A 16364-nucleotide genomic window follows, 5' to 3' on the forward strand; every position below is an offset into this window, starting at 1 on the left:
CACTTCTGTGAACTGCAACGTAGATTGCGAAAATGTCACCGTTACGCCTCTCGGCAACCTCCGATGAATTGATTATTCTGCTATTCCTTCGCTTGCTAACGGTTAATTATTTTTAAAACCCATAAAACCGCGCGAGTTCTGCAAACACCGAGGTTTATCCAATAATGACAACAATCACTTCGACAGGGATGGCGAACAACAACATCGCAGCCGATCGCCGCACCTTAGCCGGGCGCATTGATGCACTGCCTTCTTCCGCAGGGCTGTGGCGTTTTATTACGCTGCTGGCACTGGGCGGATTTTTTGAGCTCTACGATCTGTTTGAAACCGGCTATATCAGTTCTGGCCTACTCGCTGCTGGCGTGTTTCACACGGGGTCTGAAGGGGTATTTGGTTTTGCTGACCAGGCTGCGTTTGCCTCTGCCACCTTCCTCGGCCTGTTTGTCGGTGCCAGCCTGCTTGCGCCTTATGCCGACCGCTTTGGCCGCCGTCTCACCTTTATGTGTGCCCTCGCGTGGTACGGCGTATTCTCACTGCTGATGGCGTTCCAGCAGAGTGCGGAGATGATCATCCTGTTCCGCTTCCTGGTCGGGATTGGTCTCGGCGTTGAGCTGGTGACCATCGATACCTATCTGTCCGAATGGGTCCCCGCGCACCTGCGTAGCCGCGCCTTTGCCTTCTCGTTCTTTATTCAGTTCCTGTCGGTGCCAGCGGTGGCACTGATGTCATGGTGGCTGGTGCCGCAAACCATCCTGAGTCTGGAAGGCTGGCGTTGGGTGGTGATTGCCGGTGCGGTCTGCTCGTTGGTGATCTGGCTGATTCGTAAAAACCTGCCAGAATCTGCGCGGTGGCTGGCACAACAGGGCCGTCATCAGGAAGCGCATAAGGTACTGAGCGAGATGGAAACACGCTGTGGTATCGCGCCGGGTGAAGACTTCTCTAACAGCGATGCCGCCGCACAGCTGCCAAAAAAGGGCCGCTTCAGCGAAATTTGGGCACCGGCTTATCGCAAACGTACCCTGATGCTGGTGGTGATGAACTTCTTCCAGGCGATTGGCTTCTTCGGTTTCGGCAACTGGCTGCCTGCGCTGCTTTCAGGTAAAGGCGCGACCGTGACCCACAGCCTGCTGTATGCCTTTTTCATCACGCTGGCCTACCCGCTGGGTTCACTGATTTGCAGCCGCTACGCCGACAAGATTGAGAACAAATGGCAGATCGTTCTCTCTTCATTGATGACCGTGGTGTTCGGTACGCTGTTCGCGCTGGTCACCAACCCGGTGCTGATGATCATCTGTGGATTCCTGATCACCTACAGCAACGCGTGGCTGACCTTCAGCTATCACGCTTATCAGACCGAGATTTTCCCGACCCATATTCGCGCGCGTGCAGTGGGCTTCTGCTACTCCTTCAGCCGCCTGTCGACCGTGTTCAGCAGTATTTTGATTGGCATTATTCTGCAGTACGCCGGCAGCCAGGGCGTGATCGCCTTTATCGTGCTGAGTATGTTGATGGTGATGCTGTCAGTGGGGATTTACGGTCCGAAGACGCGCGGGCTGGATTTAGAGAATATTTGATTTATCGAAAGGTCGTGGGCGGAAAATAAAGCCGCCCACTATTTCGCGAATTTTTCTAACTGCGCGAATGCAATTTCCCATGGCAAACGCCTGCCACTGTCTTGCATCTGACAATAAGCCCGGCGCGCGCCATCCACTGTAATGATCTGGTGCTCAATCATTTCATTCACAACCCAAAGCGTGCCTCGAACGTCTATCCCCTCCTCTCTGGCAACTCGATTAAGCGCTCTGTCACCGGTTAATAGTGGGCAGATTTCCTGTTTAGCCAAGGCTAACGCAAAACAATCATTACGGCTTGGCCCACGCACACGTTCAATGAGCTCAATGGCGTACATCATAGTGGTTGGGCTCAATTCTCCAATAACCAATCCTTTATCGAGCAAATCGGCATGGTGCGTTTCAAGCTCATCAAAATAGAGTAAATCTGGCACGGTAAATTGATAGGGCAACTCGAAGAGCGCATCTAACAAATCGCCCTCTTCCATATCAATTAAAATATTGGCATCACTGATGAGAATGATCATCCGACCACCCCAACTGTCGCTTGCGGTGAAAGGCGACTAACGAGACACCCATCAGCTCAGCCGCTTTACCTTCGCTGATAATCCCTTCTCCCAGCGCTCGAAAGATTAACTGAGGAAAAAGCGTGGTGCTCTCGCGTGCGACTTGTTCACCAGGTTCCTGCTTTCGCCATTTGCGCGCTGAAAACATCATGATCAGATCTTTGCGCTTGCCCTCAGTTATCACGGCCAGATCGGCAGCGCGGTAAACACAGGCCATCATGCTGAGACCATAATCCATTTTTTGCAGGTAAAGCTCTTGTTCCTCAAGGCGTGTTCGCCGCTTGCCAAAATGTTGCAATACCGCGCCAGCAGGGAAAAGCAAGGCACCGGCAAATCGATTGCAGGCTTTCTCTTCATCCAGATCAGATGGAAGAGAATGATGCAGAATCAAATGACCAAGTTCGTGTGCCAGAGTAAAACGCTGACGGTCACCTGGCCATTTTGCTGAAATAACGATGACAGGAATGGCATCGACCATCGCCTGGCAGCCATCGAATTTGTCGGAGTGATCAACGTCAGTGACAATGACCAAAATCCCATGACTTTCCAGCACATCAATCAAATGCGTTATCGGCTGAGAACCTAATCCCCACTGCTGACGAATATGCTCTGCAACCTTTTCAATCTGCCCGTAATTCTCGATTTGCTCGAGAGGCAGTTGCGGTTGGGTAAAAGCAGGGACCGGAAAATTTGGCCACAGGTTCGCCAGTTCAAGCCACCGCTCAGCCTGATCAATCACATCCGCATGAATCTGCGCCAGCATTTTGGCTGATAGCGTATGACGTTTGCGGTACTCAACATTCTTCAATTCTACCTTGGTCGGACGGAAGAAATATTCATTACGTACGCCCAAGGCGCGCGACATTTTTACTAATACGGCAGAGCCCGGCACACTGAGGTTGTGCTCGTATTTCTTAATCATATTTGCGCTGACGCCTGCTTTTTCTGCAAGCTGCTTCATAGAAAAGCCCGCAGCGGAACGCGCACGTAGTAAACGCTCTCCAAACACACTGACCTCCTGTGGTTTACGAAAAAATTAATTTAATGAATTTCATAAACCAAGATTATGTTCGCTGGGCTTAGCTCTTGCAATCATAGGGAGGAAAAATGAGACGGGGCTTGGGTTGATTTATTGCTTGTGGAAGTGGTGAAGCATCACTGCTGGTGTGCGCAATAAATTGCGCCGCTACCAAATCGTTGCGATCGGTAGCGGCGCAGTTCATCGCTCAGTTAAACACAGCGCGGGGTCTTACTGCCCTTCCAGCACCTTAATATCGGCACTGCCCTGCTGCGGCGCATCTTTACGTAGCTTCGCCACATCCTTCGCCGTCACCGTTGACTTCACGCCATTACCCCAGCTGCCACGGATAAAGTTGACCACATCCGCAACCTGGTTGTCGTTCAGACGCCAGCCGAACGCCGGCATGGTGATCGCCGAAGGTGCGCCCTGCACGCCAGGCAAGGTGCCGCCCACCAGCACGATGTGAATCAGCGAGGTTGGGTCTTCTGCCATCACCACCGGGTTGCCACGCAGCGCCGGATAGAAGCGTTGGTAGCCGCTGCCGTCAGTTTTATGACAGGCCGCACAGCTATCGACATACACCGATGCGCCTGGCTGGCTGTCATCACCTTTCCACAACGCTTTGGCGACCGCATCATCCTGGGTGAACACCGTCTGGCTGGCATCTTTCGCACCGAGAGACTTCAGATATTTAGCAATCGCACTGATATCTTCGTCATTGAGGTACTGCAGGCTGTGCTGCACCACATCGGTCATACCACCAAATACCGCGGTGTGATCGTTGCGGCCAAAGCGCAGGAACTGCTTCAGGTCATCTTCGCTCCAGCGGCCTAAACCGTCACGGTTGTCCCCACGCAGATTGCTTGCGGTCCAGCCATCAATCGGTGCGCTGCTGCCAGACAGGTAATCATTGCCTTCGCCGTTATTCAGCGCTTTTTCCTGCATGGTGATGCTACGTGGCGTATGGCAAGCCCCGCAGTGTCCGAGGCCCTCCACCAGATAGCGACCGCGCGCCAGGGCGGGAGCTTCCTGTGCGGCTGGCTGGAACGCTTTCACGTCCGGCGCAAACATGCCACGCCAGATGGAGAGCGGCCAGCGCATCGACAGCGGCCACGGAATATCGCTGTCTTTGTTTGCCTGCGACACCGGCTGCACGCCATGCATGAAGTAGGCATACAGCGCCTTCATGTCGTCATCGCTCACCACCGCATAGGATGGGTATGGCATGGCGGGATAGAGCGTATCGCCATTTTTCGCTACGCCGTGACGCACCGCTTTCTGGAAATCCTCATAGCTGTAGTCACCAATCCCGGTAGTTTTATCCGGTGTGATGTTGGTGGAGTAGATGGTGCCAATCGGCGTGGCCATCGGTAAGCCACCGGCAAAGGGTTTGCCGCCCGCCGTGCTGTGACAGGCGACGCAGTCACCCGCGCGCGCCAGATATTCACCGCGCTTCACCAGTGCGTCGGAACCTGCTTCGTCCGCCACCGCGACGAAGGTCATCGTGCCCAGAAACAGGGCTAAAATGCTTTTGATCATCGCCTTGTTCCTTATGCCTGTACCAGCGGGCCGGGGTTCTTCAGATACTGTTCACGAATGGCTTTGGCTGACCAGTAACTCAGCGCGGCCACCATACCGGTCGGGTTGTAACCGAGGCCCTGCGGGAACGCAGACGCACCTGGCACAAACACGTTCGGCACATCCCAGCTCTGCAGGTAACGGTTCACTGCACTGGTTTTCGGATCTTCACCCATGATCGCCCCGCCACTCATGTGCGTGGTCTGGTACACGGTGGTATCGAAGTGGGTGCCCGGTCCTTTTGCGCCGCCGATGATCATTTTCGGGTTCATCGCTTCAGTGATCTTACGCATCTTGCCGACCATGAACTGCGCCATCTTGATGTCGTTGTCCTGCCAGTCAAAGGTCATACGCAGCAGCGGCTGGCCGTAAACATCTTTGTAGTTCGGATCGAGATCGAGGTAGTTAGCGCGATAGGACTGGTGCGCACCGTGTGCATCCATCGAGATGTGATGGTTGTAGGTATCCGCCACCGCCGATTTCCACTGGCTGCCCCAGTTCGGCGTGCCCTTCGGCGTCGGCAAACCAGAAATCGGCTTGGTGCCCGCCTGGTTAACCCAGAACGGCGAGCCGCCGACAAAGCCATACGGACCGTGGTCGAAGTTATCGGCGTTGAAGTCATCCACCGCCACACCCGCACCGCCCGCACCGATGAACGGGTTGGTGGTAGTGTTCTTGTCGAACAGCGCCTTGAGAGTCGAAATGTTCTGGTAGGCAAAGTTACGCCCCACCACACCTTCGTTGCTGATTGGGTTATATGGCTTGCCGATGCCTGACAGCAGCATCAAATGGACGTTGTGGAACTGGAAGGCCGACAGGATCACAAGGTCCGCAGGTTGCACCACTTCACGGCCCTGACCATCAAGATAGGTCACGCCGGTGGCGCGCTTCTTGTCATCGGTCAGATTCACACGCAGCACGTAGGAGTTGTTACGCAGTTCGAATTTCGGTTCCTGACGCAGTGCGGGCAGAATATTTACGTTCGGCGACGCCTTGGAGTACATGTAGCAGGCATAGCCGCTGCAGTAACCGCAGAAGTTACACGGCCCCATCTGCGCGCCGTAGGTGTTGGTGTACGGACCCGAAGTGTTAGCGGACGGCATATCGTAGGGGTGATAACCCACTGATTCAGCAGCCTGAGCAAACAGTTGGGCCGAATAGGTGCGTTTCTGCGCGGGCAGCGGGAAATCGCTGGAGCGGTCAGGCGCGTAAGGGTTTCCGCCCTTTTCTTTACCCTGCAGCTTACCTTTAATCGACCAGGCGCTGCCGGAAGTACCAAACACTTTCTCCGCCTGGTCAAAGAACGGCTCCAGCTCATCGTAGCTGACACCGAAATCCTGAATGGTCATACCTTCCGGGATGAAGCTTTTGCCATAGCGCTGCTCATAGTGGCTACGCAGGTTCAGCTCAACCGGATCGACACGGAAGTGTACGCCCGACCAGTGCAGGCCCGCACCGCCGGTGCCGGTGCCCGGCAGAAACGCCGCCAGTTGACGATAAGGTACGGCGGTTTGCGACGCATCGTGACGGATAGTTACGGTGCTTTTCGACAAATCCTGGAACAGCTTTTTACGGATGTTATAGGTCAGTTCATCAATTGACTGCGGATAGGATCCATCGGGATAAGTATCACGATGCGGACCACGCTCCAGCGCGACAACGTTAAGACCGGCTTCAGTCAGCTCTTTCGCCATGATCGCCCCGGCCCAGCCGAAACCGACCACAACTGCGTCTACTTTTTTCAATTCATTTGCCACGGTTACGCCCTCTCCCCGCGAATATCCACTGACGGGAACGGATAACGTTCGCCGCGCTCTACCCAATCCATAAAGTCGGCACGTGCGCCTGGGAAGCCAATCAGCTTCCAGCCCACCATGCCTTGGTTGCCGCCATGGATCGGATCGCTGAAGTACCCCTCGCGGGTGTTCTGCAGCAGGAAGGAGAAGAAGGTTTTAGCCGCCAACTGAGGGAACTCGGCCTGACCGCTCTCAAAGGCGGTGAGTAGCGCGTCTTGTTGTTCACCGCTTAACTCGGCAAATACTTTGCCATGCTGCTTTTTGCTCCAGCTGTCCGCATCGGCCAGCCCGAGGCGATAAATCTGCTGTGGCACCAGCGGAGACTGGTAACCCAGCTCTTTCGGCAGATCGGGATTGAACGGCCCCTGCATATACCAGTTGCTACCCGTGGCGTAAGGGGTATTCATTTGACGATCGATAAACTCCGGCACACCGGCTTCCAGTGCGCCAGGACCGCGTTCATCATTCGGGATCAGGCGCGCAACGGCCGCTTTGAGGAAAGCGTACTCTTCTGCGGTAAACCAGTTTGGTTGGTAATCACGTGCCTGTTGCGGTGCGACAGGTTGCTCTGCTGCCCCAGCGGCCATTGGCACCACCAGCGCGCCCATCGCCGAACTGCCAACCGCCATTGCGGGTGCCAGGGTGATGGTTCTCAGCAGAAAATCCCTGCGACTATGACCATTTTTTTGTTCTGACATGACATTGCCTCAGTACCGCAGATGATGCGGCATGAAAGTTAAGTGATTGCGTTGTATTGTTTTTTTATGGGTGACTTAAGGGATACAGCGTTACTGTTACCGGTAACAATGCGCGTAGTGTAACACCTTCCCCGTTAATAATTTAGTTTCTCGAAACAAATGCGCACAAAATACTTAACAACTGATGGCAGCGCTTTACATCGCTGGGACGATGCTGTCATCGTCAGAAACAACCTACAAAAGACAGATCATGTCTATCAGGGTATAAAAGAGTACACACAACAGCGGAGTGCCTATGTTTAAGTCCTATTTTCCGCGGCCAGCGCTGTTTTTCAGCTCGGCGGCGATTTGGAGTTTGATTGCGATTTTTGCCTGGTTTGGCTTTGCCGATAATCTGCCTGCACTGTGGCCATCGCTACATGCAGCAATACAGCAGCCGTTGCCCACCAATGCTTCCCGTTTTATTCACCCGGCCCAGCTCTGGTTCTATGCCTACTATTGGATAATGGCGTCCATTTTCGCCCTTGCCTGGAAGGTGATTGATAACCATCCGTGGCAGCGCTGGTCGGTATGGGGCGCAGCCCTGATCATCTTCGTCACCTGGTTCGGGGTACAAGTTGGCGTGGCAGTCAATGCGTGGTACGGCCCGTTCTATGATCTGATCCAAAAAGCCTTAACCAAGGCAGGATCGGTGCAAATCACCGAGTTTTACCAGCAAGTTGTGGCATTTTTGGGTATTGCACTCATTGCCGTAGTGATTGGCGTCATGAATTCGTTCTTCATCAGCCACTGGGTATTCCGCTGGCGTACTGCGATGAATAACTACTACATGCACAACTGGCAGCGCCTGCGTCAGGTCGAAGGTGCCGCACAGCGTGTGCAGGAAGACACCATGCGTTTTGCCAGCACGCTGGAAGACTGGGGCGTAAGTTTCATTCAAGCCATCATGACGCTTGTGGCCTTCCTGCCAGTGCTGATTGCACTGTCACACCACGTCAAAGATATCCCGCTGTTGGGTAACATCCCTTACGCGCTGGTGATTGCCGCGGTGCTGTGGTCGGTGTTTGGTACCGGGCTGCTGGCAGTAGTGGGGATTAAATTGCCGGGGCTGGAGTTCCGTAATCAGCGCGTGGAAGCCGCTTATCGTAAAGAGCTGGTGTACGGTGAAGATAATGCTGACCGCGCGTCACCGCCAACGGTCAATGAGCTGTTTAGTCGCGTGCGCTTTAACTATTTTCGTCTCTACTTCCACTATTTGTACTTCAACATCACCCGCATTCTCTATCTGCAGGTCGATAACGTGTTCGGGCTGTTTTTGCTGTTTCCGTCAATCGTGGCAGGCACGATTACGCTGGGTTTACTCAACCAGATTACCAATGTGTTTGATCAGGTGCGCTCTTCGTTCCAGTACCTGATTTCCTCCTGGTCGACGCTGGTGGAGTTGATGTCGATTTATAAACGTCTGCGCAGTTTTGAGCAGATTCTGGCTGATATTCCGCATGATGAGATGATGCGCGAAGCAGCTGAGTAAGTGCGTGAGTGGGTGCGGTTTGATGTCCGCACCCCACCCCCTTAACCCGCCAGCACCGCGAACACTCTCTCAATCGCATACGCGCCAGGATCTTTCACTCCATCCAGACTCTGCTGATTCAGATACGCCGAACGGCCCGCTTTGGCGCTCTGCATTTGCGCCGTGGCATCCGCACCTTGCTGTGCCGCTTTCGCCGCTGCTGCCAGCGACTCACCCGCCACCAGCGCTTCCAGAGCCGGTTGCAGCGCATCCACTAAGGTGCGATGCCCCGGCTGCGCGCCGCCATAGTGCTTCATGCGCTCCAGCCCATGCATCAGCGCCTGCGGTAGCGTGCTACCTTCTTCCAGCTGCTGGCCCGCGCTGGTGAACAGAATCGACATCAACACACCGCTCGATCCGCCCATCACCGTCGCAAGCTGCTCCCCGATCAGCGCCATCAAGGTCGGCAACTCATCCAGCGGCAGCTGCTTGTCACGCAAACCCCGCTGGATTTTTTTCGCGCCTGCGGCAAAAGTTGAACCGGTATCACCGTCGCCGACTTTGGCATCCAACGCGTTCAGCTCGCTCTCCAGATCGATCAGCGTTTGCGTCACACGATCAACGGTCGCAGCCACTTCAGCATTTTCGGATGGATCGAAATCCAGCACGCTGCCCACTTTCTCTGCACTCTGCAAACTGATCGGCGCGAAGTCATACACCGGCACCCAGCCGAGCACTTGCACTGGCGCATTCAAAGCTTCAAGGAACGGCTCTTCCAGCGCCAGCAGCGACAACGAGAAGCCCTTCATATCCAGGGCGCTCACCAGCGTTGCCGGGCCAATCAGATGGGTCACGCGGGCCGCCAGCGGTGACTGCAACACTTCACGCGTCAGCAGCGCCAGCTCAAGCTGTGAGAATCCGCCGAGGTTGTTGATCAGCAGCAGCGCCTGTTTGCCGTCAGGCAATGCCTGCGCCAGTTTATCAGTCATGATACTGCTGATTTTGCGGCTGTTTTGTGTGTCCAGCGTCACTACGCCAGGCTCGCCATGAATGCCCATCCCCAGCTCGCTGTGGCCTGCCGCCACACGGTCATCACGCGTTTCCCCCGGGATGTGGCACGTCGCGAATGCCAGACCAATCGAAGCGGTCGCATCGATGGCGCGTTGTGCCAGCGCCTGAACCTCTTCAAGTGAGTGCCCTTGCTCCGCGGCAAACCCGGCGATTTTGTGTACCAGCACGGTCCCGGCAATACCGCGCGGCTGCGGATTTTCCGGTAGCGCGATATCATCCTGAACCATAACGATTTCGACTTTATAACCGAGATTTTTCGCCTTCTCGGCAGCCAGGCCAAAGTTGAGGCGGTCGCCGGTGTAATTTTTCACTATGAGCAGGCAACCGGCCTCGCCGGTGACGTTGATAATGGCGTTCAATACCGCATCCACGCTCGGCGAGGCAAAGATATCGCCGCACACCGCCGCCGTGAGCATGCCTTTACCGACGAAACCGGCATGCGCGGGTTCATGGCCCGATCCGCCACCGGAGATCAGCGCCACTTTGCTCTTATCCCAATCCGAACGCACCACCACGCGGATCTCATCACCAAGATCGAGGCGGCGTAAGTTGTGCCACGGCGTACTCAGCAAAACCCCTTCGATGGCTTCGTTGACCAGATCGCTCTTCTCATGCATAAAAAACTGGCTCATTGCTTCCTCTCCATTGGTGTTGTCGTTGTAAAAGGTAGCGTATGTGCGGGGAGAATTGGCGGGGCAAAGTGCGGAAATGCAAAGGGCGGCACACGCCGCCCTTGAGTTTCAGATAACTACCGCTTACAGCGCGATGCGCAGTACGCTATCTGGGTTCTTCGGTGGCTCTTTACGGGTGCCAGGCTGCTTAATGCTGACAAACAGGGTTTTGCCATCGGCAGACAGCGCCAGGCTGTTTGGCAGGCCTGGGGCTTTAACTGTGCGCTTCACTTTGTAGGTGCTGGCGTCGATGATGCTGATCTCACCTGCTTTACGGTGCGTCACATACAGCTCGTTACGATCGGCATTGAACAGCACTGCCAGAGATTCTGGCACATCAATCTTATGGATCACTTGCTGAGTGCGCGCATCCAGCACCAGCACCTGGGGCTGCTTGGAGTCGCTCAGGAAGATGCGGTGGCCTTTGGTGTCCAACGCAATGTTCAGGAAGAAGTGATCTTTTTCGCCATCAATTTTCTGACGTTTTTCAATCGCGTTCAGACGCGTATTGATGGTGACCAGCTCACCATCAGCGTTGGTCACGTACAGCTTCTGCGCAGCAGAGTCGAGCGCCAGGCCAGTGCCCATTTTGCCGGTATTCGGCACGGTGCTGACCAGCTTCAGGGTTTTGCCATCCACCACCCACACTACACTCTGCTCACCCAAACCTGTGATATAGACGCGGTCAGTTGCGGCATCGGCCACCAGTTCACGCGGCTGCAGTGGGCGTACGCTCTCACTGCGCTTACGTGCATCCAGCACCAGCGAGTTAATCTCTTTCCCGCTCGTCGCATCCACGGCGGTGACCGCAGCATCACGGGTATTACCGAAGAACAGAGTATTGGTTTTCTGGTTGATGGTGGCACCAAAGGTTGGCAGTTCAGTGCTGATCGTCTGCTTCACCGCCAGATCCTGCGGGTCGAGACGATAAACAGTGCCGCCTTTGCTGCTGGCATTTTGCGCCGTGGCAACGAACAGCGCGTTATCGCTGTTGCTGAACGCCAGTTCGTAAGCACCTTTTGAGATCACCTGGTTCAGCGGCTGAGATTCGGCCGCCAGTACTGCAGAGGATGACAACAGGGCCGTTGCCAGCAGCAGCGGACGCAGCGCCCACGTTGTTTTATTCGCTTTCATAACTTCTCCATAGCAAAACCACCGCCTTTTGGCAGTGAAGTGAAAGCTCGACAGTGCAACCAATTTTATAAAGACAGCCCGAGGCGAGCTGACGAAGGATGATTTTTTTTGAGAATAGTAATCATTTCGTGGGAAAAGTGACAGGAATTTATCAGGTTACCAACGCCGCCAGGGCGCCCGGAGGCACCCTGTCAGCACAGAACGTTAACGCAGACTTATTTGGTCAGTTCGGCAGTCATGTGCACGCCGTTGTTGAAGTTGGCTTCAGTCACTTTATAGGAAGCACCAGCTTTATGCGCCTGAGCAGCGATTTGCGCTTCTGCACCATCAAGCGTTGAGGCACAGGCAATCACGCTTTGCGCGAAGCTGGCGAATGGCAGAACAGACAGGGCAACAACAGCAGCAAAAGTTTTGATAGATTTCATGGTCAATTCCTCAGTCAATGTTTTATCAGATAAGGCGTCATCGCCTTGTTGAGATACATAGTAGGCTGATCATTGAGAAGTAAAAAGCGGAGAGATTTGCCAAAGTTATTCGATTAATTTGAATGACAAGGGCACATTTGGATTAACCCTTGTGCAAAGGGTTAAAAAACCAAGTTTTCATCAATGGGCGGGATGAATGACTGTGTATGGTGCAATGGAAAAGGTCGCCATATATGACGGAGTGCCGCTCACTCAAGCAAAAATGAATACGTATGCTGGTGCGCATAAATGCGCACACTACGAAACTGCGTATACGGGTGTACCTAAATGCGCACCCTACGAAACCGCGCACGATCGTCGTAGGGTTGCCATTTATGGCGACCGAAAAGCCGCTAAAACGAATTTAACCGTGATGACGCACCCGTGTGAAAATGGTGATGGCCGCTAACAGCATCAACACACCACTGGCCAGGAACACGCCGCCAGCCCCTTGCAGGTCAAACATCCAGCCGCCTGCCGCTGCACCTGCGGTGATCGCCAACTGAATCGTCGCCACCAGCAGACCTCCACCGGACTCCGCATCATCCGGCACTGCACGGGAAATCCACGTTGACCAGCCGGTCGGCATCGAACCGAATGCCAGACCCCACATCGCCACACCTGCACCGACCAGCCAAGGCAGATTGCCAAAACTCACCAGCACCACAGCGGTGACGCTCATTACCAGCGCCATGCCGGTCAAGGTCAATGACACACTGCGCGTCACCAGGAAACCGGCCAGCGAAGTGCCGAAGAAATTCGCCACACCGAATGCCAGTAACACCAGCGACAACTGATTAATATTGAGCTGGGCACTGCTCTCCAGGAACGGGCGCAGATAGGTAAAAAAAGCGAAGTGACCGGTAAACATCATGATCACCGCCAGCATGCCCCAGCGCATCAGGCGGTTACGCAGCAGATCCAGCACCCCACCGCTGCGCGCTTTGTTCTCTGGCGGCATGGCTGGCAAGGTAAAGAATTGCCAGAACAGCGCCAGCACACCTAGCACGCCGGTTAACAGGAAGATGTTGCGCCAGCCAATCAAACCGCCCAGATAGCTGCCCAAGGGCGCGGCAATAATGGTCGCCAGCGAAATCCCGCTAAACACAATCGACAGTGCGCGCGGCACCTGTTCTGGTGGCACCAACCGCATGGTGATGGCGGTGGAGAGCGTCCAGAAGCCGCCAATCGCCATGCCAAGCAGCACGCGCGCCAGCAAGATCATCGGCAGGTTTTCAGCAAAAGCCACCAGCAGTGCCGACGCAATCAGTAACAGCGTGAAGGCCAGCATCACCATGCGACGGTCGAGGCGCCGCGTAACGTTACCGATCACCAGACTGGTGAGCAGCGCCACCAGCGCCGTTACCGTCACCGTTTGCCCCGCCTGCCCTTCACTCACCTGCAGCGAGTCGGCAATCGGTGTCAATAAACTGACCGGCAGAAACTCGGCGGTAATCAGGCCGAATACGCCAAAGGCCATGGCAAACACCGCGCCCCATGCGGGTTTATCCACCGCTATACTTGTTTCGACAACTTCAGTATCCAGACTCATTTGCGATCCCCATCACAAAAATTCAGGTTGTAAGCATAGTGAGACAAAGCAAGACGATCTATGATACAAAAACTTTGTTTTTTGATTATTCGTCTGGATTCGTATGAGCCGCTATGAAGATCTGACCAGTGAACTGCTGATGGGTATGCGCTTGTATGGCGTGAAGTATCAGCGTATTGCTTTACATACTCCGTTTGGTTTGCAGTACGATGACGCGCCGGGTAAAGCTCAACTGCACTTTGTTGGCCGGGGATCGTTGCTGATCCGCTCGGCATCTGGCGTGATCTATCCACTGCAAGCCGGCGATGCGCTGCTGATCCCCCACGGCAAAGCGCATGCATTAATCTCATCTGAAGACGCCATCTGCGAGCCGATCGGCACCTTTAACAGTAAGCCGATTTGCGGCAGCGTCTGTTCGATAGGCGACAGCGGCGAAGATTGCCCCGACGACAGCGATGTCATCCTGTTTAGCGCCTGTATGGCATTTGAACTCGGTGGCATGCAGCCGCTGGTGCATACCATGCCGGATGTGATGCTGGTGAGTACCCTGCTGGCACAGTACCCGGAAATCCAACCGATTCTGGATGCCATGGAACGTGAAACCCGCGATCGTAAAGCCGGTTTTGCCGGGATTTTGTCCCGACTGGCGGATGTGGTGGCCGCGCAAATCGTTCGCGGCTGGGTGGAAAACGGCTGCGGCAAGGGCAGTGGTTTAGTACAGGCATTGCGCGATCCGCGACTCAGCCAGGCAATGGCAGCCATGCACCGCGCACCCGGGGAAAACTGGACGGTGGAGCGGCTGGCGCGTGAATCAGGCAGCTCGCGCTCGGTGTTTGCCGCGCGCTTTCAGTCCGCCACCGGCATGACGCCGCTGCGCTATCTCACTGAGTTGCGCATGCGTTTGGCGGTAGAACGGATTGTTAATGAGGGTGAAGCGGTGGAAAGCGTGGCCTTCCACCTCGGTTACGGCTCGCTGGCGGCGTTTAGCCGTGCCTTCAAGCGTATTGTCGGCTCGCCGCCCGGGGCGTTACGTGCCGCGCGCGAAACCCTTTAACGAAATACGCTGATGGCTTCCACCAGGCGGTTGGCTTGACGCGCCATCCTTCCTGAAGCCTCGGCGCTCTCTGCCACGCGGGCGGCGTTTTGATGCGTGATGTCATCCAGATCTTCCACCGCCGTGCTGACTTCGCTCAGTGCGATGGATTGCTCAGCGGTAGCCGAACTGATTTGTGCGATCAGCGCGGTCACGTTTTGCACCTGGCCAACAATCTCCTGCATGGTACGGCCAGCCGCATCTGCGTGATCGCTGCCGGACTGCACGCGGCTGGCGCTGGTTTCGACAAGGGTTTTAATTTCGCTGGCGGCTTTGGCACTGCGTTGTGCCAGACTGCGCACTTCACCCGCGACCACGGCAAATCCTTTCCCCTGCTCACCGGCTCGCGCCGCTTCTACGGCGGCATTGAGTGCCAGAATGTTGGTCTGGAAGGCGATCCCGTCAATCACGCTGGTGATATTGGCGATACGCTTGGAGCTGTCAGCGATTTCCGCCATCATCCCCACCATCTCCTGCATCACTTCACCGCCTTTCAACGCCGCGTGGCTGGTGTTCTCCGACAGGTTATTCACTTCGCTGGCAGTATCGGTATTACTTTTCACCGTGGCGGTCATTTCGTTCATGGTGGCTGCCGTTTGCTGCACATTGGCTGCGGCTTGTTCAGTGCGACGACTCAACTCATCATTGCTACGGGCAATCGCATCACTGGCACTTAAGACGTTGATCGCCTGACCGCTGACATCATCCACCAGCCAGCGGAACATCAGGCCCAGTTGGCCGATGGCGCGCAGGGTGATGCCGATTTCGTCGACCCGATCCAGCTGCTCCACTTTATGGCTGGCACCGGTCGCTACACTCAGTGCCTGGCGGCAGATGCGCTCCATCGGGCGAGAAATTTGCTGCTCCAGCCACAGGCTGGCCAACAGCAGCAAGACAGCCATGCCACCGGCAAAGCAGCCGAGTTGCAGAGTGTTCATTCCCAGCAGCGCCACCCCACCCAGCGACAGCGGCAGCAGTGTCAGCAATGTGGAGCGGATGCGCCAGCGCAGCGGCATGGTTTTCAACAGAGAGCCAAACCGACGCCAGCCGGTGCCGATCAACAAACCTTTGTGGAAACGGCGTCCTTTAGCACGCCCTTCTCGGAAATCGCGGTACAGCGCTTCCGTCTGGCGGATCTCTTCCACGGATGGCTTAGTGCGCACAGACATAAAGCCCTGAACTTTGCCTTCTCTTACCACCGGAATCGCGTTGGCACGCACCCAGTAGTGGTCGCCGTTCTTACGGCGATTTTTAACCAGTGCGGTCCAGGGTTCACCCTGTTTCAGCGTCGCCCACATATCGGCGAAGGCTTCCGGCGGCATATCCGGATGACGCACCATATTATGCGGTTGGCCATTGACCTCATCCGGCTCGAACCCGCTGACCTCAATAAAAGCATCGTTGGCATAGGTGATGTAACTGTTGAGATCGGTGGTCGACATCAGCGTGGCGTCGTCGTCAAAAATAAACTCACGCTGAGTGATGGGCTGGTTGTTCCGCATGTGTGTTGTCCTTGCAAGATGCAGGCTAAAGGAAAAATCGATAATACTTTTTTACCTTTTCGGCAGCGCAAGGAGCGGGCTTTAGCACGAATAATTAATTTTCATCCTGAATTAAAGGCCAAACGGGTAATGTCCCT

At 55.2% G+C, this 16364-nt stretch carries 13 protein-coding genes; 3 read left to right on the forward strand and 10 right to left on the reverse strand.

Annotated elements, in window-relative coordinates:
* The first annotated feature begins 164 nt into the window (after positions 1-164).
* Positions 165-1574, forward strand: coding sequence for an MFS transporter (locus tag PSSD_RS04280; RefSeq protein ID WP_058969620.1), 1410 nt, complete (start codon positions 165-167; stop codon positions 1572-1574).
* Between the two features lie 38 nt (positions 1575-1612).
* Here PSSD_RS04280 and PSSD_RS04285 read toward each other — a convergent pair whose 3' ends face one another.
* The 5 genes from PSSD_RS04285 to PSSD_RS04305 all read right to left on the reverse strand — a co-directional run bounded on the left by PSSD_RS04285 (position 1613) and on the right by PSSD_RS04305 (position 7230).
* Entirely contained in the window at positions 1613-2098 is a 486-nt protein-coding gene (locus PSSD_RS04285) for a PIN domain-containing protein (RefSeq protein WP_058969621.1), read from the reverse strand.
* Complete coding sequence (locus tag PSSD_RS04290; RefSeq protein WP_058969623.1) at positions 2079-3146, reverse strand: helix-turn-helix domain-containing protein; 1068 nt, start codon at positions 3144-3146, stop codon at positions 2079-2081. The genes PSSD_RS04285 and PSSD_RS04290 overlap by 20 nt, the downstream gene beginning before the upstream one ends.
* 240 nt (positions 3147-3386) lie before the next feature.
* Positions 3387-4697: a c-type cytochrome gene (locus PSSD_RS04295; protein WP_058969625.1), complete on the reverse strand. Its 1311-nt coding sequence runs from the start codon at positions 4695-4697 to the stop codon at positions 3387-3389.
* 11 nt (positions 4698-4708) lie between these two features.
* Entirely contained in the window at positions 4709-6493 is a 1785-nt protein-coding gene (locus PSSD_RS04300; protein WP_058969626.1) for a GMC family oxidoreductase, read from the reverse strand.
* 2 nt (positions 6494-6495) lie between these two features.
* Entirely contained in the window at positions 6496-7230 is a 735-nt protein-coding gene (locus PSSD_RS04305; RefSeq protein WP_039330378.1) for a gluconate 2-dehydrogenase subunit 3 family protein, read from the reverse strand.
* Positions 7231-7525: 295 nt separating this feature from the next.
* Here PSSD_RS04305 and sbmA point away from each other — a divergent pair, with 295 nt between their 5' ends.
* The gene (gene sbmA, locus PSSD_RS04310; protein WP_058969628.1) at positions 7526-8761 is read left to right on the forward strand and encodes a peptide antibiotic transporter SbmA; all 1236 of its coding nucleotides are present in this window, start codon (positions 7526-7528) and stop codon (positions 8759-8761) included.
* A 41-nt stretch (positions 8762-8802) separates the two neighbouring features.
* Here the strand turns inward: sbmA and PSSD_RS04315 are convergent, their stop codons facing one another.
* The 4 genes from PSSD_RS04315 to PSSD_RS04330 form a co-directional block, all read right to left on the reverse strand.
* Entirely contained in the window at positions 8803-10443 is a 1641-nt protein-coding gene (locus PSSD_RS04315; RefSeq protein WP_058969629.1) for a dihydroxyacetone kinase subunit DhaK, read from the reverse strand.
* A gap of 123 nt (positions 10444-10566) precedes the next feature.
* Positions 10567-11616 (reverse strand): 7-bladed beta-propeller protein YncE, encoded by a 1050-nt coding sequence (yncE, locus tag PSSD_RS04320; RefSeq protein ID WP_039330384.1) that lies wholly within the window; start codon positions 11614-11616, stop codon positions 10567-10569.
* Between the two features lie 215 nt (positions 11617-11831).
* Positions 11832-12041 (reverse strand): YdgH/BhsA/McbA family protein, encoded by a 210-nt coding sequence (locus PSSD_RS04325; RefSeq protein ID WP_058969631.1) that lies wholly within the window; start codon positions 12039-12041, stop codon positions 11832-11834.
* A 403-nt stretch (positions 12042-12444) separates the two neighbouring features.
* Positions 12445-13632 carry an MFS transporter gene (locus tag PSSD_RS04330; RefSeq protein WP_058969633.1) on the reverse strand — a complete coding sequence of 396 codons (1188 nt, stop codon included), beginning with the start codon at positions 13630-13632 and terminating at the stop codon, positions 12445-12447.
* A 103-nt stretch (positions 13633-13735) separates the two neighbouring features.
* Here PSSD_RS04330 and PSSD_RS04335 point away from each other — a divergent pair, with 103 nt between their 5' ends.
* Complete coding sequence (locus tag PSSD_RS04335; protein ID WP_039330389.1) at positions 13736-14686, forward strand: AraC family transcriptional regulator; 951 nt, start codon at positions 13736-13738, stop codon at positions 14684-14686.
* Here the strand turns inward: PSSD_RS04335 and PSSD_RS04340 are convergent.
* Entirely contained in the window at positions 14683-16227 is a 1545-nt protein-coding gene (locus tag PSSD_RS04340; protein ID WP_058969635.1) for a methyl-accepting chemotaxis protein, read from the reverse strand. The genes PSSD_RS04335 and PSSD_RS04340 overlap by 4 nt on opposite strands.
* Positions 16228-16364: the final 137 nt, after the last annotated feature.

Origin of the sequence: Type-D symbiont of Plautia stali, from assembly GCF_001485335.1 — a bacterium.
GTDB lineage: Bacteria > Pseudomonadota > Gammaproteobacteria > Enterobacterales > Enterobacteriaceae > Pantoea > Pantoea vagans_C.

What these genes read in the sequence shown, in the direction of transcription:
- sbmA (WP_058969628.1), top strand. Translation starts at nt 7,526, where the DNA reads ATGTTTAAGTCCTATTTTCCGCGGCCAGCGCTGTTTTTCAGCTCGGCG.
- yncE (WP_039330384.1), bottom strand. Translation starts at nt 11,616, where the DNA reads ATGAAAGCGAATAAAACAACGTGGGCGCTGCGTCCGCTGCTGCTGGCA.
- PSSD_RS04335 (WP_039330389.1), top strand. Translation starts at nt 13,736, where the DNA reads ATGAGCCGCTATGAAGATCTGACCAGTGAACTGCTGATGGGTATGCGC.
- PSSD_RS04330 (WP_058969633.1), bottom strand. Translation starts at nt 13,632, where the DNA reads ATGAGTCTGGATACTGAAGTTGTCGAAACAAGTATAGCGGTGGATAAA.
- PSSD_RS04305 (WP_039330378.1), bottom strand. Translation starts at nt 7,230, where the DNA reads ATGTCAGAACAAAAAAATGGTCATAGTCGCAGGGATTTTCTGCTGAGA.
- PSSD_RS04280 (WP_058969620.1), top strand. Translation starts at nt 165, where the DNA reads ATGACAACAATCACTTCGACAGGGATGGCGAACAACAACATCGCAGCC.
- PSSD_RS04340 (WP_058969635.1), bottom strand. Translation starts at nt 16,227, where the DNA reads ATGCGGAACAACCAGCCCATCACTCAGCGTGAGTTTATTTTTGACGAC.
- PSSD_RS04315 (WP_058969629.1), bottom strand. Translation starts at nt 10,443, where the DNA reads ATGAGCCAGTTTTTTATGCATGAGAAGAGCGATCTGGTCAACGAAGCC.
- PSSD_RS04285 (WP_058969621.1), bottom strand. Translation starts at nt 2,098, where the DNA reads ATGATCATTCTCATCAGTGATGCCAATATTTTAATTGATATGGAAGAG.
- PSSD_RS04295 (WP_058969625.1), bottom strand. Translation starts at nt 4,697, where the DNA reads ATGATCAAAAGCATTTTAGCCCTGTTTCTGGGCACGATGACCTTCGTC.
- PSSD_RS04325 (WP_058969631.1), bottom strand. Translation starts at nt 12,041, where the DNA reads ATGAAATCTATCAAAACTTTTGCTGCTGTTGTTGCCCTGTCTGTTCTG.